Consider the following 18,794-nt stretch of genomic DNA (forward strand, 5'->3'; position numbering starts at 1 on the left):
GCATCGTCGGATTCCAGTATCTACTTGAATCATTCTTTATTGGGCAACGCCGAAAATTGAATGGGGTCTCATCCATACTTCTACTTCACCAAGTACCAACCTGATGTGAACAGTGCATTACAAGCTCTACGTCAACAGGAGTTTGAAGCAGGAAGGTATGACCCTGTTATGAATATGCACAACCCTTCAATGTGGATGTTCCAATTCAACTTTCCGCCTAATGCTCAATCTATATCTCCAGGTGCCCGCCACGCTTCAATTGAAGCAGCTTTAGAAGATTCTGAAGATAGCGGAACAGGCTCTATTCTTGATATCCAGAAAATTAGCGACTCTCCAGAATTCCTTGCTTCTTGGGCTTTATCTGCTGATGAGACGTTAGCTCTATTTGGTACAGATAAACCCACAAGGCAGATGGTGGAAGGCATCATCATTGCTGGGGGAGAGCTTGATCATTGGGAGGAGACGGGCTACGACATATGGGATGAGTTTTGGGACACAATGGGACGTGGAGAAAGTCGATACATTGTCCTTTATGACAATAATCAACCATTAGAAATCTTCTTTATTGGGTATTCAGTTGACTAGAGAACCTTGTTGCCTAACTAGCGCTCTTGCACCCTAACTGCTGAGAATTCATGTGTTACTTACCTATAGCGACTGGAGAGCAACAATGGTGCTACGGATGAGAATTAACGCTCTTCAGTCTCGTCATTTTCGTTAAACACAAGTAGAATTTTGCGACAAAACTCTTTCAAACTGTCGCAAATTTCAGGAGTCGGATGCTTATCGCCTGCAAAGTTCCAATCCTCAATCGTTGAGAGCGTCCATTGCTTGCCTTCATGAGTAAACCCGGCGGCTTCAATGCCGATCGCGCGGTGCAGGCTTGTCTCTGAGTCCTGATGGAAGCGAATTTGAATCAAAATACATCGGCTCTGAAATCGACGGCTCCAGCCCGGAAAATTGAAGCTTAGGTCAATAGAATCTGGGTCAACGAGTTCGCGGGTATCAGCATCGTTTGCCCACGGTTTGAGATCTGAGCGGGCGTCAGGATACTCCGACTTGAATAGATTGACGATCGCAGCAATCTTGCTGGCAGTCTTAAGATTGATAGCTTGTTCTGCTGCATTCACTCCAAGCGATTCTCCTAGCACGACCTGTTTATCCAACCTTAGCGGTTATTTTCTATGATAGTCACCCGACTTATGATGAAGCCGTGCCGAGAGATACTAAAAAAGTTGTTGACACATTCCCTCCATTTGTTGCTAATATACCTAAGGAACGCGCGTTGGGGCGTCGCCAAGTGGTAAGGCACCGGGTTTTGGTCCCGGCATTCCTAGGTTCGAATCCTAGCGCCCCAGTTAGTTAAAAAACTTCAAGTCAAAAAGCGGTGAAGGTTAACCTTCACCGCTTTTTGACTTGCGAGAACAAACTTTGGACGAGTAATTAGCGCAGGGCGCAACTCCACAGGAACCGCTTTACAAGTTCCTCATTGCACATTACTTAAACAGTCTTGGCTTCTTCGTCGGCGCAACTGATTGACGCACTTGGACTCCACCTCTGAGCATCTCTCCTGTGCCGCCATCTTTAGGTGATAAGAAAGGCTTCAGGTTAATGTTGCCATTCGATACCTGTGTCCGCTTGCGACCCAACCCTAAAGCGTCTCCCAATCTACCAAGGATGTTGTTACTACCACTTTCACCGTAGGTATAGACGCCTTGAGTTTGTTGGCCGCTATCGGCAACCGTGAGATTTTGGAAGACGCGATCGCGCGTTGCTACTGGGTCTTGTCCAGCCGGGACAGTCAGGACAATGCGGCACGACGGATAGCGCTCAGTCGTCACACAAACTGTATTTAATCCGTTTTCAACTCCTGTCTTCATTTCTACCAATCCATCAGGACGGTAAGACTCTAGACGACGGGCAATCTCATTACAACGACGCTCAGGACTCCAGCCCCCACCCATGGCTGTCGGAACCGCCCAAGGAAAGGCGACGTTGGGCCGGTTGTCAGGATAGTACATAACCGTAGGCTGACCCGTGTTGGTCTGACACATAAACCGGACTCCATTGAGCGGCGGTGTTGCCGTTGTCCCGCCAGACGTCCCCGTGTTAGAGCCACCTGGACCAATGATGATATCTCCAGGATCGGCAGGAGTCGTTTGGGCAAATGCAGCCCCACTCATGAGCATTACGGCTCCCAACGAAAGACTTACTCCTTTTACTGTTCGCGCCTTTAAGCCCAACCCAAACTGTCGTAGCGACATGGTACTCAACCTCGATTCTGTGGATGAATTGATAATATTACTGTTCCCTCGATTGCCCTTCTACAGTTCTGTTTCAGTCCTGAGAAGACAGTCGAGAAAGTAGACTCTAAATAGGCTAATCTCTCACTCCACTAAGACAGATTTTTTAGGGAACTTGTTCCCCACAGAAAAACTAGTTGTGCTAAGAAATGCTCGCGATCGCTAAACCGTTCCTAAAAAGCCGCTTTTGGCTTTAACTCTTAAGGGGGTTTACTTAACTTCATGACTTCTCGTATCGTATACTACGCAAAGTATTAGAAAGGAGAAAGGCTGCATGTCGGAGGCAACAAAGCCCCTGACGGTTCCGAGAGAGTTGTTAGGTCCGCCTGGTGACGTCAATCCAACCCTGATCATTTTCTTTTCGTCAATTTTAATTGCCACCCTTTCGGTGATTGGCTATTGGTGTTGGCATTGGGTTGACTGGTGGTGCTTCTGCCTCGACGGACTGGCATTACACTTAGTCGGAACTGTGATTCATGATGCCTGTCATGGAGTTGCACATCGCAATAAAGTTGTGAACGCTGTACTGGGACATGGAAGCGCATTGATGCTGTGTTTCTCCTTTCCAGTGTTTACCCGCGTCCACATGCAACATCACGCTCATGTGAACGATCCAGACAACGATCCAGATCATGTAGTATCTACGTTTGGACCTCTGTGGATCATTAACGCGAGGTTCATGTACCACGAAATTTTCTTTTTTAGACGCAAGCTATGGCGTAAATACGAGCTTCTAGAATGGGCGATCGCGCGGATGGTGTTAGCCGCGATCGTATTTACCAGTTACCAGTACGGTTTCATGGGCTATGTCTTCAATTTTTGGTTTATCCCACTTGCGATCGTTGGGATGGTACTAGGAATGTTTTTTGACTATTTGCCCCATCGCCCGTTTAAGGAGCGCGATCGCTGGAGAAACGCGAGAGTATATCCTGGGCGACTTCTGAATTGGCTGATCATGGGACAAAACTATCATTTAGTTCATCACTTATGGCCCTCGGTTCCTTGGTACAACTATGAGAAGGCGTACTACGCAACCAAGCCGCTTCTAGATGCCAAAGGCTCACCTCAATCGATTGGGCTACTAAAAGAAGATTTTTTAGGCTTTGTGTATGACATTTTCTTAGGGATTCGATTTCACCCGAAAGCTCAAGAAGAACCAGAGTTTCAAGCCGCTTCTGAAGTTTTGCAAGAAACTTCGGTCGCTGATTAACACTGATAAACCGCATTAATTCAGACTTTAACGAATCTGAATTTTTTTGCACAAATCTGTCTCGGTAGAGAGGCTAGTTCCTCTCTGTGTTCGTCAGACTTGTATTCAGAAGAATTGCATTATTGAAACTCTGAGGGATAAAAATGGAAGGAACAAAAATTGTTGGATATCTTTTCACTCTTCTGGCTACAGCACTTAGCCTTCTAGTTGCCGATATTCTTTTACCTGGCGTCAGTATTCAAAGCTTTCCTGTAGCGATAATCGCGGGTGTCGTGATCGGTCTGATCAACACCTTCATCAAGCCGATCCTAACGCTCCTGACACTGCCAATTAACTTCCTGACACTTGGTTTGTTCTCGCTAGTGGTCAACGGTATCTGCTTTACCCTAGCCGCCGCTTTAGTTCCTGGATTCATGGCTCATGGCCTTTGGGCATTCATTCTAGGACCTGTCGTGTTGTCGTTTGCTAGCACGTTCTTGAACAAATACTTTGCTGAGCGCAATACTGACCTCAAGCCTCAGGCATAAGAAAACGGGTATAAAAAAACAGGGTGGGAAGACGCTACCCTGTTCTAATTCATTAACCTTACCGATGGGGAGAACCAATCTGAGCCAGCGACCAGTCTGGCCTCAGATTTTTTGCTTTTCTGAGGTAGGGATGATGAATTTTAATGGCTGGATTGGGAGTGTTGAAGTGAATTAAAAATCGAATACACCGCTCTAAGCTACCTTCAACATGCATCTGCTGCACATCAATCAGGGGGATGTTTTCCCAGTTGGGGCGATCGCGGGCGATCGCTGCCGGAAACGTAGCATCCAAATCCTTTGTGACCGTGAAGAAGGCGCTGACAATCTCGTTAGGGTCAAGTTGATTGTAAGTTTCTAATTCATCTAATAGTTCTGTCACCGCGTCTCGAATTGCCTCAATGGTATTTTCTGAAACGGTGGTTGCCCCACGAATTGCTCGAACACGCCACTCCACGCCAAGTCCTCCCCTTAATTAAAATTCTGCTGGTGCTGTTGGAACGCTACCACATTAGCTTATCAAGACAGAGTGTGAGCAATTGCGTAGCAAGTATGAGGAAAAGTTTACGGACGGTAAAGCCATAAGGGAAGCCCACTTGTGGAAAGCTCGAATTCTAGCCATTCGGCTCCGGTCGCTAGGGCTGGAACCGCACGAATCGCTTGATTAAGCTGCTCATTGGACGTAAAGCGGCTGACTAAAGATTTCCGTTCCTCAAAGTTGTGAACGCGAGTTTTTTCAGGATCGAGTCCGGCGAGTTCGGCAACCCAACGCCGAGCATCTTCTTCGGTTCCTAAGCGATCGACAACGCCTAAAGCAACGGCCTGTTCTCCGCTAAAAATGCGACCGTCCGCAAAGGATTTAACCGCCTCAACATCCAAGCGTCGCGCATCGGCAACGGTGTGGACAAACTGAGAGTAGGTGACATCTACTAAGTCTTGCAGAATGGTTTGCTCAGTGTCAGTAAGTTGGCGATCGAAGGACAAAATATCTTTGTAGGGTCCCGATTTGATCACTTTAAACGAAACCCCGACGCGATCGAGCAAGCGTTCTAAGTTGTTGCCTCGAATGATCACACCGATGCTACCCGTGATCGTGCCCGGATTTGCCATGATGTAGGGTGCGCCCATGCTGATGTAGACACCACCCGATGCAGAAAGATTGCCAAAACTCGCGACGATTTTAACTTTTTCTTGTAATCGCTTGAGCGCACTGTAAATCTCGTGAGAATCGACGACGGTTCCGCCAGGACTGTCAATTCTGAGCAGCAGAGCCGGAAAACCTCGTTCTTCGACCGTTTTAAGATCTTCTAAGACACGGTTTCGGGTTGCCCCTGCGATCGCGCCTTTGACTTCAATTCGAGCAATCTGTTTACGCGCACCACGCTTGAAAAAACGAACCATAGTTTAGCTAAGGAGAATCTAGTGTTAAAAAGAATAAACTCTAACTACATAGAGAACTTCTCTTCAATCTTAGCCTTTTCCCCCTCTAGAGTGCTTTTTAAGAGCTGTGCTGCGTGCGCCGCTCCTTAACAGAACTACATAATTTCATTAAGATAAACAGAAGGCTCAGGTATCCTCATGCATCTCAAACTTACTGAATCTCGGCTGCCCGTTGCTTCTGTTTTGCTGATTGCGCCCTTCTTCTTGTGGGGAACCGCAATGGTCGCCATGAAAGGCGTCATGCCCAACACGACTCCTTTCTTTATGGCAGGTGTCCGGCTGTTGCCTGCTGGACTATTGGTACTAGCGGCAGGGGCAGTGATGGGACGATCGCAGCCGAGAGGCTGGGCAGCTTGGCTCTGGATTTTGCTGTTTGGATTGGTCGATGGAGTGCTTTTTCAAGGATTTCTGGCGCAAGGGCTCACGAGAACCGGAGCCGGACTCGGTTCTGTCATGATCGATTCTCAGCCCTTAGCAGTGGCGATATTGGCACTGTGGCTGTTTGGAGAAAAAATCGGAGTTTGGGGCTGGTTGGGATTAGCGTTTGGCGTGCTTGGCATTAGTTTGTTGGGGCTGCCTGAAGAGTGGATTTTGTCTGCTGGAAACCAATTTGTAGACGTGATGACAGATGTGGGTTCCTTCTCGGATGCGATCGTAGGGCTGTTTGATAATGGACAGTGGTTGATGTTGCTGGCTGCTTTATCGATGGCAGTTGGAACAATTTTGGTGCGCTATGTCTGCAAATATGCCGATCCGGTTACGGCAACGGGTTGGCATATGGTCTTGGGCGGTGTACCGCTCTTTGCGTTGTCGGGGCTGCTAGAAACGTCTCAGTGGTCAAATTTGACGGTTTCAAACTGGCTGTCGCTGTCGTACTCTACGATATTTGGCAGCGCGATCGCTTACGGTTTGTTCTTCTATTTCGCCTCTAGCGGTAGTCTCACGAGTCTAAGCTCTCTCACGTTTCTGACACCCGTCTTCGCGCTGCTCTTTGGCAACGTGTTTCTGTCGGAAGTGTTAACGCCGATTCAATGGTTGGGTGTGGGTTTGACCCTGATCAGCATTTATTTGATCAACCAGCGAGATGTCTTGAGCGAGAAATTCCAAATCTCGATTTCTCCGGATTTAGCTGAGACTAGCCCGAAAGAGCAACTGATGTCGTCTGTAACTCAGAACTCCAGCGAAATTATGCCAGTACCTTTAGCACAGGTCGAGTCTGAATCGGAACATCCCTCGTAGCGAGTTGAGCAACTTTCCCGGGCAATCTAGGGTCTGGCGGTTAGGATTGAGCTAGTTTGTCAAAGCTGCTTTCTTGGTACGCTAGTCGCCCTTTTCTTGGATTAGCCTATGATCTCCTATCGCCGTGTTCTTTTCATCCTGACGTTTGCGTGTCTAGGTATCGCTGTGCCTAGCCATAGCACAATTGCGACTAGCCTAACCGCTCGTCTGACTCAGGTATCTAGTTCTAATCAGAAGGCAATTCTACCGATTGCACCGCCACTCTTGGCGAAAGCAGATCAAGGAAGTTTGAGTAAACCAGTATGGAAGTCGCCTTGGCTGCTAGGCGGAATTGGCGCTTCGAGTCTTGTGGGTGCAACAGCGTTAGTCCTGTCTCGAAAAAGGCGTCATGAAGGCTCGGAGGAGTTGACGCCCAGAGAAAAACTACTGCTTCCTGAAGCGCCTTCCTCAAAAGATTCGTTTGTGGGAGAAGCACCTAGCGATCCTTTGGAGTTTGGCAAAGCCAATCGCACAATAGCCGACTCGCAAATGGCCAGTAGTACGTCAACTTCTGACATTTCCCACTCAGGGTCGTTGGTTAAAGAAAAAGAATTAGTTGATGCGACGGGTAACGTAGTTGCCAATCGTTCAGTAGCGTCGGACTCAAAAGCGACAGAAACCCCTGTTTCAGAAACAACTCGCCTAGCTAAAATCAACATTGTAGAGGAGTTAATTCATGAGCTTCGGTTACCTGATCCAGCAAAACGTCAGAAGGTGATTTGGGAGCTTGGACAGCGAGGCGATAGTCGGGCTGTTCAACCGCTTGTTGATCTGATGATGGATTCAGATTCTCGGCAACGGAGTTTAATTTTGTCCTCGCTGTCCGAAATTGGCACTCGAACGCTGAAACCGCTCACTCGCGCCCTGGCAATTTCGCTACAGGATGAGAACGCTGATGTACGAAAGAATGCTATTCGAGATTTGACGCGGGTGTATGACATGGTGGCGCAGATCAGCCATTTGTTGAATCAGGCAACTGACGATCCCGATCAAGATGTGCAGGAAACAGCCCGGTGGGCGTTGGGTCAACTCAACCGAATTCGATCGACGCCGGGAAGAGAAGCGCTGCCTACGACACAGAATTCGGTGAGTCGGCCAGAGAGCTTGCCGTAGCCGAATGAAGAGATAATGAGATCTCGTGTTCTCCAGCTATAGGTTTTGCTACCGTGTCTTATCTTCGTCCGCTCAGAGTATTACTGCTGTCTACTCCGGTGGGAGCGATTGGATCAGGGTTGGGCGGTGGCGTGGAGTTAACGTTGCAAAGTGTGGCACGATCTCTGCTTCAACGAGGACACAGCATCACCGTTGTTGCGCCCCAAGGTTCAGTATTAGACGGAATTCCCCTGATCGAGATTCCTGGCGAACTGCAAATTACTGCTCAAACGGGAGGGCGCGATGAGCTGATCACCCTGCCGAAAAACTCTGTGCTAGGCAACATGTGGGACTATGCGAGGCAAGTGCAGCACGAGTATGATTTGCTGTTTAACTTTGCTTACGATTGGCTGCCGTTCTATCTGACGCCATTTTTTGAGCGATCGATCGCGCATTTGGTCAGCATGGGTTCGCTCAGTGACGCGATGGATCACATCATTGGCAACGTGGCAGAGCGGTTTCCTCAAACGATCGGCGTTCATAGCTTGGTACAAGCGGAGACCTTTCAGTTTGCCGATCAGTGTTTCAACATCAAGAACGGCTTTGATCTGTCGAGCTATCAGTTCTGCGCTGCTCCCCAAAATTATTTGGCCTGGGTCGGACGAATTGCACCCGAAAAAGGATTAGAAGACGCAGTAGCAGCGACTCAAGCCGTAGATGTTCCGCTCAAGATTTGGGGAGTCATTCAAGATCAGAACTATTGGCAGAAGATCTTGGCGGACTATCCGACTGCGCCGATCGAATATGCGGGCTTTCTGTCTACCCATGAGCTACAGCAGGCGTTAGGAGCATCACGAGCGTTACTGATGACGCCGCATTGGGTGGAGGCGTTTGGCAATGTTGCGATCGAAGCGTTAGCGTGCGGTGTGCCTGTGATTGCCTATCGGCGCGGCGGCCCGGCAGAAATTGTGCGAGACGGAGAAACAGGCTGGTTGGTTGAGCCGGATCGGGTGGATGAGTTGGTGAGCGCGATCGCAAAAATTGATCAACTCGATCGCTCCAGTTGCCGTCGCCAAGCTGAGACCGAATATTCTTTGGAAGCGTTGAGTGATCGATTGGAAACTTGGTTCGCCAACATCTTGAATTCGTCTCAGGCTTAGAGTAAGGTGTGGCAGCGGATTTGGTAGCGAATGTGGCGGATGTAGGATCTGTGAGGCGCTAACTTTTCCTGACCTATTCATCGCCAATTATGAAACTTTGTCAGCTTCCAACACCACTTCAACCTGGGGATCTGCTGCAGGTAATTGCGCCGAGTGGGGCACTGCGAGAATTGAGTGCCTTTAACCGAGGCGTGGAAGTGTGGCGCGATCGCGGCTATCGAGTGGAATTGACAGCGGGATATGACGATCGCTTTGGCTATCTTGCTGGAACGGATGAGGTTCGTCGCAGGGCGCTTGAAACTGCATTAAACGAGCCGGACTGTCGCGGGATTTTGTGCGCGAGAGGCGGTTGGGGCGGAGCGAGACTGCTCGAAAAATGGGCATTTCCACCCGTTGAACCAAAGTGGCTGATCGGATTTTCAGATATCACTAGTCTGCTGTGGGCGTACTCTTGCGAAGGCGTGGCGGGCGTTCATGCTCCGCTGCTGACTACGATCGCAGCCGAACCTGACTGGTCAAAGCAGCGATTGTTTGATCTTGTTGAAGGTCGTTCTCTTCCACCTTTAAAGGGGGTCGGTTGGGGCGGCGGACAAGTTACTGGGCTTCTGCTGCCTGCAAATCTTACCGTTGCCACTCACCTATTGCACACTCCTTGGCAACCCGATTTGTCGGATGTGATTCTGGCAATTGAAGATGTGACCGAGCTTCCGTACCGCCTTGATCGGATGTTGACGCAGTGGCGATCGTCTGGCGCATTCAATTCGATTCGAGGGATCGCGATCGGGCGTTTTAGCCAGTGCGATCCCCCACCAAACCTCCTTAGCTTTTCAGTCGAAGCGGTCTTGCGCGATCGCTTGTCTGACTTAGGAATTCCGATCGTGTCAGACTTACCGTTTGGTCATGATGGCGAGAATGCCGCCTTGCCTGTTGGTATACCTGCGACTTTGGATGGCGATCGCGGCGTTCTAAGTTTCTAAAACTTTCAAAAAACGGTTCCGTCTGGACACAAGCGAGATATGATTCCAAAGGAGTAGAACAGAACGTAGCAATGGTAGAACGTCCCATCAAAAAATCTGAGCGGCAGGCTCAACCCACCCCTGATGCCGCTCCTCAGAATACAGAGTCCAGTTCCGCTCCTCAAAGTTTGGAGTCCGGTTCCGCTCCTCAGAGTTCGGAGCCTAAATCTCCTCCACCTAAGCCAGTTCGTCGAAGTCCAGACGCCAAATCTTCTGAAGAGTCTGACCGCGGAGGACGGAGAACCGATCGAGCATCGGGCAGAGGCAGAAAGGGCGATAAGGAAGAACCTAGACAGGCAATGAATCCTGCGTTGATGCGAGGTCCAAAACCTGTTCAGCCTAAGCCTGCACCCGAACCTCAACCTGAAGAAGCAATCGCTGAGGACGCTCAGGAAGAGGCGACTTCTGAAGAATCTCAGGAAGAAACGGCTGAAGCCTAGCAAATCATCGGTGAGATTTAGTCAGTAAGCTGGTGAGGATGTTTAGATGCACCGTCCTCACCAGCTTGTTGATCTTCTTGACACCTTTCACCTCTCAAGGTTATGCCCATTTAGTCCATGCCTTGGTGTCGATGATGCCCAGTCGCTAGTCTTGGTGCAAGATGTCAGTTTCAACGAACTGCTGACGATTAGCCCGAAGACACGGCGAAGTAATCTTTTGTTCAAGGGCGCAACATAGTAGAAGAGACATTATAAAAGGGACATTGCAGCCAGATATTCTGTCGCAATTCAGCATTACCAATTAGTAGCGATCGCTCTCCTGCGAATAGACAGGCACTCTCGTTGTGGCTTCTTCGCTGTGACCACGTTTAACTTCGTTCATCGTGAACGCAATCAAAAATCCGACAACCAATCCGACAACGCCCAACATTTGAAAGAAGATCTTGTCGCCGCCCACGCCTTCAGGCAAAAGACTGTAAATCGTCAGGTACACAACTGCGCCAACGTTACCGTACGCGCCAACGTTACCGGCAATCTGACCTGTAATGCGGGGCTTGATTAACGGCACGATCGCATAGGTCGCCCCTTCTGCCGCCATTACAAAGAAGGATGCCACCATTGTCATCAGCACCACCGCCACGATCGCAACCCCTTGGCCAAACGTACTGAAGAGGAGATATCCCAGTCCAGTACAGCCAATGGTAATAGCTAGCGTCCATTTGCGGCTCCCCACTTTATCTGAGATCCAGCCGCCTCCAGGACGAGCAACAATATTCATGAAGGCATACATTCCTGCGATCGCACCCGCCATTGCTGCCGTCAACCCAAAGCCACGTTGAAAGTAAGTTGGCAGCATCGACACAACGGCTAACTCTGAGCCAAAGCAAGCGACATACGCTAATTCTAAGTTAGCCACTTGAGAGAACTTATATCGTTCTTCCGCCGGGTAGTGGAGTTGTCCGGTCATCAGGGGCTTGTTTGCCTGCCAAATGTTATAGGACTGAAATAGATACAAACCAACCAGCAGCAAACAAGTAATTCCAAACCCAATATCATTAAGGAACTTCGCTTGGGTTAAGCGCCAAGCAATCAAGCCTAACACTCCAACTAAGGGAATGTTCATCAACAAGAGAAACCAAAAGTCGCGCTTGGTCGTGACTTCCATGCCTGCGCTACTGGCAGGGCGCTGATAGACCTTACCGGGAGGAGTATCGGTCACGTTAAAGTAATAGATCACGCCGTAAATGGCAGATAGGATGCCTGTCAGCGCGATCGTAAACCGCCAGTTTACCTGTCCAGCCGCTAAGAATGCCGTTCCCGCCGCGATCGTTGGCAGCGTAAAGGCAGCACCGGCTGACCCAAAATTTCCCCAGCCGCCATAAATGCCTTCAGCTAAACCAATTTCTCGTTCACCAAACCACTCCGCTACCATCCGAATTCCGACAACAAAGCCGCAGCCTACAATGCTGAGTGCCAAACGGCTGATCACCAGCTGCCCAAAGTTTTGAGCCAGGGCAAAGGCGATACAGGGGATCGCCGCATAAATCAGTAGACAAGAATAGGTAATGCGAGGACCAAAGCGATCCAAAATCATTCCAATGATGATTCGTGCTGGAACCGTCAGCGCAACATTGCAGATTGCGATGGTTCGCATCTGTGGATCAGTCAACCCCAGTTCAGCCTTTACCAATGTTGCTAACGGTGCAAAGTTAAACCAAACGACAAAGGTGAGAAAAAAGGCAAACCAAGTAAAGTGCAGGATGCGATACCTGCCGCTAAACGACCATATTCCAGCCATAACGTTAACTCCAAAAACTAGGACATACAACCTTTTAAGTCACGGATACGCGATCGCAGCGAAAATCATCAAAACATCGCGGCGTATCTAACAGCAACTAAAAATTCTCAATAGCGCTTGAAGCACTTACTGGATAGCTTGGGTGAAAACATTTTGCTTTGAAGACTGCGAGGTTAACAACGCTCAAATGATGATTCCTAAACACTACAAGCAACTAAGTTTTATAAAGTAGACCGTTTGCTTTACAGGGAAGATTACCTGTGAGAGCAAGGTTGCTCTGTGTAACTCATTACAAAAGTATGGAAGCCATACTTTCCATGCATTGACCAAATGCAATAGCTGCATTATGCAATTGAGGATTGGCTTCGCCAAGCTCTAAAGAATGGTCGAAACTGCTTAAGAATTCAGCGATCGTTTACTTGGAGTGTGATCTAGGGTGGTTAAGATTTGAGAACAATGTTGAGAGATATTTCTGTAGCCAAAGCTACAAAACCGATATACTGAAGAAACGCGGTTAATCTTGTGGAGACTTATCTAATGAAATCTCATAATCATGTTCCCACTCTTAGTCCTCATGTTCTACACAACGGACTAAAAATAGCTTTCATTGCTGTAACTGCGTTTGTTGTTAGCTCAATTCCTGTTATTTTTAGTGCTCAAATCGCTAACTCACCCGCTAATAACTCTGCTCTCTACGGAGAATCAGGTTTGTGGAGCGTAATGTCGGAGAAATAAGCGACTCTTACCTCTGACGATCGCAAGAAACAGAGAGGAGTAATGTCAGTTTCACCGAATTGAATCGCGGGATACATCAATCGTCAATATATCTAGTGCTAACGGATGTTTGCTGCCTTTTAGTGGATCGAAAAGGAGCGAAACAGTGTTATTGCCTGCGTTGAGCCAAATTTTAGAAACCTTCGTCTGTTGCCACTGATTCCAACTGCCAGTCGTCGGAAAAACCTGTTGATCGGCAATACTTCGACCATTGATATACAGATAGCGAACCGCATCGTCTGTAGATGCGTAACGGAACGCTAGGTCGTAGTTTCCAGAGCAAGCAACATCAACGCTAAATTGAGCATTCTGACCAACCGTTTTTGCAGGATAGGGTGTTTGAGTCGTGAGCGCGATCGCGGCATTTAACGCATCGATGGCAGAAGTCTGACGAGCCGCATCAGTTTGATCGATTTTGCCTGCCCAATCTAAGCCAAACTGATGCTGATCATTCCGGGTTGCCCAAATTGAATCGGCATTCTGAAGAATAAAAGCACGATAGCTTGGTTTAGGACGAACCGCATACAGTGCGGATAAGTTTCGCATGAAAACGCCTTTGAATTGCGGAGCATCGTTGCCGCAGTCGTTTGGTTCGCACGGTTCCCGCAGAATGCCCTGAGGAGCTAGGTTTGCAATGCTGGCATCTGCGATCGCGACGGCTTGCTCTAATAATTCCTGATCTTGAGTGCCACGGTAAAGATCGACTAGTCCGCCAATCAATACGCCTTGGTTGTATGTCCAAACAGTTTTACCATTGTTTCGACAATTGCTATCCAAACCATCATTGACGAGTTGTTGATCGTTGATCATTCCCGATTGCTTAAACCATTGCCACGATCGCTGTGCCCACTGTAAATAATTAGGATTGTTGGGTTCGCGTAAATGCAACTTTGCTGTCGCGGCTAGAAACAATGAGTTTGTAATTGCATTCTTATACGTGAGTTCTTTTTTGTGCCAATACAATCCACCTCCACACACGTTTGTATCCCATCCTGTCTCCATGCTATGGATAATGGTTTTTGCTTGGTCTAAGTATTTCGTTTCGCCAGTCAAATCGTATGCTTTGATCCACGCGATCGCCCACCAACCATCATCATCTCGAAACCACGGATTAATGAAATTTGCATATCTCGGCTTCTGATAAAAGGTGTTGTAAATGTTGCTTCGATAAGTGAGCGAATCGGTGAGGCGGGAATATTCGATCGTGGCGTCAAGCGCGTTAGCTGCATTCCACCAATTGGTTGTGTCCCACAGTCCGGTAAAGCTGTTGTAGAACATTTGCAGAGCTGCCATGCCCGCCGCGATTCCTGGGGAACAAGTTCCTGGTACGACCATTGGTGTTTCTAAAATAATGCAGATTCAGGTAATGCTACATGAGGCTGTAGCGACGAGCAAGATGCAGAATCAAGATCCATACATTCAGAATTAAGATCTGCGATCGCAGAATCAAGATCCATGCATTCAGAATTAAGATCCACGGGTTCAGAATTTAAGATCTGCGAGTTGAGAATTCAAGTCTGCAAATTTTTCATGGATTTAGGAGTGATTAGAGTTGTGGCACTAATTGCGGTAATCGCTTTTCCTGCCTGAGCCATCAGTCTAGCCGTTACAATAGACCTGCACCGCCTAATGCTATTTCTATGAATGCGCCTGTAGATTTTCTCGATGCTTTTGATGTGGTAGTAGTCGGAGCCGGACACTCTGGATGTGAAGCGGCTCTAGCAACCGCTCGTCTGGGCTGTCGTACCCTTTTGCTGACGCTGAACCTCGATAAAATTGCATGGCAGCCTTGCAATCCTGCTGTGGGCGGTCCGGCAAAATCGCAGTTGGTGCATGAAGCCGACGCGATCGGGGGCGAGATCGGCAAGGTGGCAGATCGGACGTATTTGCAGAAACGCATTCTCAACGCCTCTCGTGGCCCGGCGGTATGGGCATTACGGGCGCAAACCGACAAGCGCGAATATGCCAACGTGATGAAAGCGATCGTCGAGAATCAGGAAAACTTGACGATCCGGGAAGGCATGGCGACGGATTTGATTTTGGGCACAAATGATGAAGTGATCGGCGTTCAAACCTACTTTGGTGTTGCTTTCGGGTGTAACGCCGTTATTCTGACCACTGGAACGTTTTTAGGCGGAAAAATTTGGGTCGGCAACAAATCAATGGATGCTGGGCGAGCAGGAGAATTTGCTGCGGTTGGACTGACCGACACGTTAAATCGATTTGGGTTTGAAACCGGACGCCTCAAAACTGGAACGCCTGCTCGTGTCGATCGCCGTTCGGTCAACTTCGATGTGCTAGAGCCTCAGCCCGGTGATGACGATGTGCGCTGGTTTAGCTTTGATCCAGACGCCTGGATTGAGCGGGAACAACTGCCCTGCCATTTGACGCGCACCACCGCCGCAACGCATCAGATCATTCGTGAAAACTTGCATTTGTCTCCCGTTTACGGAGGCTGGGTCGATGCAAAAGGACCGCGCTACTGTCCCAGCATTGAAGACAAAATTGTTCGATTTGCCGATAAAGAAAGCCATCAGATTTTTATTGAACCTGAAGGACGCGACACGCCAGAGCTTTATATTCAAGGCTTCTCAACGGGCTTGCCCGAATCGATTCAGCTAAAAATGCTGCGATCGCTGCCTGGCTTAGAAAACTGTACGATGCTCCGTCCTGCCTATGCCGTTGAGTACGATTACCTTCCAGCAACTCAGTGTTATCCAACCCTGATGACCAAAAAAATCGAAGGTCTCTTTTGCGCTGGGCAAATCAATGGCACAACAGGTTACGAAGAAGCCGCTGCCCAAGGACTGGTCGCCGGAATCAATGCGGCTCGATTCTGTCGTCATCAAGAACTAATCGTGTTTCCGCGTGAATATAGTTACATCGGAACCCTGATCGATGACCTGTGTACGAAAGATTTGCGCGAACCCTATCGAGTTCTAACCTCGCGATCGGAGTATCGTCTGATTCTGCGATCGGATAATGCCGATCAACGGCTCACTCCGTTAGGACGCGAGATTGGACTGATTAATGATCGGCGTTGGCAACGCTTTACGCACAAACAAGAAACCATTGCAGCCGAAAAAGAGCGATTGCATGAGACGCGGGTGAAAGAGCAGAGTGATGTTGGAAAAGCGATCGCAGCTGATACCCAGCAGATCATCAAAGGATCAATCACGTTAGCCGATCTTTTGCGTCGTTCAGGATTTCATTATGTGGATCTAGAACGGTACGGTTTGGGGAATCTAGAGTGCGATCGCGCTGAAAAAGAAGGGGCAGAAATTGACATCAAATATTCTGGCTATATTCAACGGCAACAGCACCAAATTGAGCAAGTCAGTCGTCAAGAACACCGCAAACTTCCGATCGAGTTAGACTACAACGCGATCGATACGCTGTCGAAAGAAGCGCGGGAGAAGCTATCGAAAGTGAAACCTCTCACGATTGGTCAAGCGTCTCGAATTGGAGGCGTAAATCCTGCTGATATTAATGCGTTGCTAATTCATCTCGAAGTGCAAGCTCGTCGGAGCGCAGAGGTGCTGACATGAACGCCTACACGATCAACTTCAATCCTGTTTTTAACATGACTGATGAGCAGTTCTACCAGCTTTGTCAGCTCAATCCTGATGTCAAGTTTGAGCGCAATGCAATGGGAGAACTATTAATTGTGTCACCTACAGGTGGAGAAACCGGACGCTACAATGCTGGACTAATCGCAGATTTTGTGTTTTGGAATCGACAGACTCAGCTAGGGGAAGTCTTTGATTCCTCAACTTGCTTCAAGTTACCAGGAAATGGAAATCGTTCTCCTGATGTGGCTTGGGTCAAAAAAGAGCGATGGGACGCTCTCACGCTTGAACAAAAGAAAAAGTTTCCGCCGATCGCGCCTGATTTTGTTTTAGAACTGATGTCTCCAACAGGTACGCTGCGAGAGACTCAAGCAAAAATGCAAGAGTATATGGATAGTGGGGTGAAATTGGCTTGGCTCATTGATCCAGAAGCGCGACGAGTTGAAATTTATCGATCGCAGCAACAAGTAGAAATCCTGGAAGTTCCCGAAACCATCTCAGGAGAAGATGTACTGCTGGGATTTAGCTTGAGTTTGAAAACAATTTGGTAGCTCATCCATGTATCATGCAAAGCCATCATGTGATTAATTATCTAGACATCTGAGGTTTAGGCAGATTCCAGAGCAACCTACAGGTAAATTTATTTCCCTATTCTCATGCAGCAGAATCACCGCAATGCAAAACTTGGAAAAAACTATGTCATCGCTGTTCTTCAACATCACCAAGCTACGTTGAAGACGTTGGGCGTGCGTTCCATTGCTTTATTTGGTTCGGTTGCGCGTGATGAAGCTTGTCTAGATAGCGATGTGGATCTTCTAGTCGAGCTAGAGCCGCCACTGACCTTTGATCAATATATGAACGTCAAGTTTTATCTGGAAGATCATCTTGGCACTTCGGTTGATTTAGTAATGTGGGACGGTCTGAAGGCGCATGTGCGAGAAAGGGTCGAACGTGAGGCGATTCATGTCACGTAGCACTCGCTTGTACCTAGAAGATATTGTTAGGAGCTGTGCAAAAGTCTTGAGATATGTGCAAGGAATGACCTTCGAGGAGTTTCTGGCGGATGAGAAGACGTATGATGCAGTGATTCGGAATTTACAAGTTTTGGGTGAAGCAACCAAACAAATCCCTCAAGAATTGCGAGAAAACTACCCCAATATTGAATGGCGTAAGATAGCAGGTTTACGCGATATTGTTAGCTCATGCCTATTTTCAAATTAAAGATGAAATTATTTGAGATGTGGTGACAAACAAATTAGAACTCCTGCATCAACAAGTGCAACAGGTCGTGAAGAGTGAATTTAATGAAGAATGAAATAAAGCGAGTCAGAGGTTGAATGAGTCACGCTGTGGAGATGAAGGACGAATTCGTAACAGCAAAATTCGGGATAGTTGCTAAGTGAAATCCCAGCGCTCTCATTTTTTGATGGAACGTTCCTATCTTCCGTTGGAACATTCTCACTTTCGGATGGAGCGTTCCTATTTTTTAATGGAATGTTCTCACTTTTTGATGGAACGTTGCTGTTTGAGATTAGATCAATGCTGTTTTTTCTAGAAAGCAAGAATGTTTCGATCTGATCGTTCCGTAAGGGTTGCAGTTGATAGACCTTTGCGGTAGAAGGCAGCATCCACTCTAGCGGTTGAGTGGTCATGATAATGTTGCCTTTGAAGTAACTTTCGACAAATTGGGTGATTTTGGCGCGGGTGTCGGCAGTGACTTCGTTTAAGCCGTCGATACAGATATCGATCCCCCCTCGGCTACCTCCTGCGCTTTCTCCTGTAGTAAGCATTAACCCAAGTTCCATTTTTCTTTGCATAACCGCTTACAAGCTCGTAATCTCCAGGGTTGGAGATAGCCTTGTACTGAGCTTCCGAAAGCCTTCCTTCCTTTGCTACTCTCAAACTTGGCTTGGGCAATGGTTTAGGCAACGGCATTCGATAAGCAGCCTGCTTCTGGGGAATTGACTTTTGTGGTGGCTGAGGTATTCCCTGTCTAGGTGTCTTATACTGCGAAGACGATGAGCCAGATGACGGTCCTGCTTGACGATGGGTTGGGTTAGAGGGTGATGACTTTGGCTGAGGTGGCGAAGATATGCCAGATCTAGAGGTTCTCTGTTTTCTGGCTATGTCTTGAAACGGTAATGTCTCAGACATGTTGTTTGGGTCTAAATGACTAGTCCAAAGGCGATT

19 protein-coding genes and 1 tRNA gene are annotated in these 18,794 nt (G+C 48.1%); 13 read left to right on the plus strand and 7 right to left on the minus strand.

Annotated features, from left to right (window positions below):
• The first annotated feature begins 60 nt into the window (after window positions 1-60).
• The gene (locus AC5JLB_RS04280; RefSeq protein WP_495872617.1) at window positions 61-585 is read left to right on the plus strand and encodes a hypothetical protein; all 525 of its coding nucleotides are present in this window, start codon (window positions 61-63) and stop codon (window positions 583-585) included.
• Window positions 586-689: 104 nt separating this feature from the next.
• Here the strand turns inward: AC5JLB_RS04280 and AC5JLB_RS04285 are convergent, their stop codons facing one another.
• Entirely contained in the window at window positions 690-1,151 is a 462-nt protein-coding gene (locus AC5JLB_RS04285) for a Tery_1686 family protein (protein ID WP_495872618.1), read from the minus strand.
• 135 nt (window positions 1,152-1,286) lie between these two features.
• Between AC5JLB_RS04285 and AC5JLB_RS04290 the strand changes: the two genes are divergently transcribed.
• A tRNA-Gln gene (locus AC5JLB_RS04290) sits at window positions 1,287-1,358 on the plus strand.
• Window positions 1,359-1,496: 138 nt separating this feature from the next.
• Here AC5JLB_RS04290 and AC5JLB_RS04295 read toward each other — a convergent pair.
• The gene (locus AC5JLB_RS04295; RefSeq protein ID WP_495872619.1) at window positions 1,497-2,264 is read right to left on the minus strand and encodes a COP23 domain-containing protein; all 768 of its coding nucleotides are present in this window, start codon (window positions 2,262-2,264) and stop codon (window positions 1,497-1,499) included.
• 313 nt (window positions 2,265-2,577) lie between these two features.
• Between AC5JLB_RS04295 and crtR the strand changes: the two genes are divergently transcribed.
• On the plus strand, window positions 2,578-3,513 hold the full coding sequence (gene crtR, locus AC5JLB_RS04300; RefSeq protein ID WP_495872620.1) for a beta-carotene hydroxylase: 936 nt from the start codon (window positions 2,578-2,580) through the stop codon (window positions 3,511-3,513).
• Between the two features lie 143 nt (window positions 3,514-3,656).
• Window positions 3,657-4,040: a phage holin family protein gene (locus AC5JLB_RS04305; protein ID WP_495872621.1), complete on the plus strand. Its 384-nt coding sequence runs from the start codon at window positions 3,657-3,659 to the stop codon at window positions 4,038-4,040.
• A gap of 58 nt (window positions 4,041-4,098) precedes the next feature.
• Here the strand turns inward: AC5JLB_RS04305 and aroH are convergent, their stop codons facing one another.
• Together aroH and sppA are read right to left on the minus strand one after the other, a co-directional pair.
• Complete coding sequence (gene aroH, locus AC5JLB_RS04310; protein ID WP_495872622.1) at window positions 4,099-4,494, minus strand: chorismate mutase; 396 nt, start codon at window positions 4,492-4,494, stop codon at window positions 4,099-4,101.
• Window positions 4,495-4,601: 107 nt separating this feature from the next.
• On the minus strand, window positions 4,602-5,438 hold the full coding sequence (sppA, locus tag AC5JLB_RS04315) for a signal peptide peptidase SppA (RefSeq protein WP_495872623.1): 837 nt from the start codon (window positions 5,436-5,438) through the stop codon (window positions 4,602-4,604).
• A gap of 177 nt (window positions 5,439-5,615) precedes the next feature.
• Between sppA and AC5JLB_RS04320 the strand changes: the two genes are divergently transcribed.
• From AC5JLB_RS04320 to AC5JLB_RS04340, 5 genes are all read left to right on the plus strand, one after another.
• Window positions 5,616-6,716: a DMT family transporter gene (locus AC5JLB_RS04320; RefSeq protein ID WP_495872624.1), complete on the plus strand. Its 1,101-nt coding sequence runs from the start codon at window positions 5,616-5,618 to the stop codon at window positions 6,714-6,716.
• 108 nt (window positions 6,717-6,824) lie between these two features.
• Window positions 6,825-7,868, plus strand: coding sequence for a HEAT repeat domain-containing protein (locus AC5JLB_RS04325; protein ID WP_495872625.1), 1,044 nt, complete (start codon window positions 6,825-6,827; stop codon window positions 7,866-7,868).
• Between the two features lie 53 nt (window positions 7,869-7,921).
• Complete coding sequence (locus tag AC5JLB_RS04330) at window positions 7,922-9,007, plus strand: glycosyltransferase family 4 protein (RefSeq protein ID WP_495872626.1); 1,086 nt, start codon at window positions 7,922-7,924, stop codon at window positions 9,005-9,007.
• 89 nt (window positions 9,008-9,096) lie between these two features.
• The gene (locus AC5JLB_RS04335) at window positions 9,097-9,984 is read left to right on the plus strand and encodes a S66 peptidase family protein (RefSeq protein WP_495872627.1); all 888 of its coding nucleotides are present in this window, start codon (window positions 9,097-9,099) and stop codon (window positions 9,982-9,984) included.
• A gap of 71 nt (window positions 9,985-10,055) precedes the next feature.
• Window positions 10,056-10,463 (plus strand): hypothetical protein, encoded by a 408-nt coding sequence (locus tag AC5JLB_RS04340; RefSeq protein WP_495872628.1) that lies wholly within the window; start codon window positions 10,056-10,058, stop codon window positions 10,461-10,463.
• Between the two features lie 301 nt (window positions 10,464-10,764).
• Here AC5JLB_RS04340 and AC5JLB_RS04345 read toward each other — a convergent pair whose 3' ends face one another.
• Both AC5JLB_RS04345 and AC5JLB_RS04350 read right to left on the minus strand, forming a co-directional pair.
• Window positions 10,765-12,261: a NarK family nitrate/nitrite MFS transporter gene (locus AC5JLB_RS04345; RefSeq protein WP_495872629.1), complete on the minus strand. Its 1,497-nt coding sequence runs from the start codon at window positions 12,259-12,261 to the stop codon at window positions 10,765-10,767.
• Window positions 12,262-13,047: 786 nt separating this feature from the next.
• Window positions 13,048-14,328 carry a glycoside hydrolase family 76 protein gene (locus AC5JLB_RS04350; RefSeq protein ID WP_495872630.1) on the minus strand — a complete coding sequence of 427 codons (1,281 nt, stop codon included), beginning with the start codon at window positions 14,326-14,328 and terminating at the stop codon, window positions 13,048-13,050.
• A gap of 347 nt (window positions 14,329-14,675) precedes the next feature.
• Here AC5JLB_RS04350 and mnmG point away from each other — a divergent pair, with 347 nt between their 5' ends.
• The 4 genes from mnmG to AC5JLB_RS04370 all read left to right on the plus strand — a co-directional run bounded on the left by mnmG (window position 14,676) and on the right by AC5JLB_RS04370 (window position 17,825).
• Complete coding sequence (gene mnmG / locus AC5JLB_RS04355; RefSeq protein WP_495872631.1) at window positions 14,676-16,583, plus strand: tRNA uridine-5-carboxymethylaminomethyl(34) synthesis enzyme MnmG; 1,908 nt, start codon at window positions 14,676-14,678, stop codon at window positions 16,581-16,583.
• Window positions 16,580-17,155 carry a Uma2 family endonuclease gene (locus AC5JLB_RS04360; protein WP_495872632.1) on the plus strand — a complete coding sequence of 192 codons (576 nt, stop codon included), beginning with the start codon at window positions 16,580-16,582 and terminating at the stop codon, window positions 17,153-17,155. The genes mnmG and AC5JLB_RS04360 overlap by 4 nt, the downstream gene beginning before the upstream one ends.
• A gap of 105 nt (window positions 17,156-17,260) precedes the next feature.
• Entirely contained in the window at window positions 17,261-17,578 is a 318-nt protein-coding gene (locus AC5JLB_RS04365; protein WP_495872633.1) for a nucleotidyltransferase family protein, read from the plus strand.
• Window positions 17,568-17,825, plus strand: a complete 258-nt coding sequence (locus AC5JLB_RS04370) for a HepT-like ribonuclease domain-containing protein (protein ID WP_495872634.1) — start codon at window positions 17,568-17,570, stop codon at window positions 17,823-17,825. The genes AC5JLB_RS04365 and AC5JLB_RS04370 overlap by 11 nt, the downstream gene beginning before the upstream one ends.
• Window positions 17,826-17,905: 80 nt before the next feature.
• On the opposite strand, the gene AC5JLB_RS04375 is transcribed toward AC5JLB_RS04370, so the two are convergent.
• A complete protein-coding gene (locus tag AC5JLB_RS04375) occupies window positions 17,906-18,394 on the minus strand; it encodes a hypothetical protein (protein WP_495872635.1) in 489 nt (162 codons plus the stop codon).
• Window positions 18,395-18,794: the final 400 nt, after the last annotated feature.

It is taken from the genome of Myxacorys chilensis (assembly GCF_059505265.1).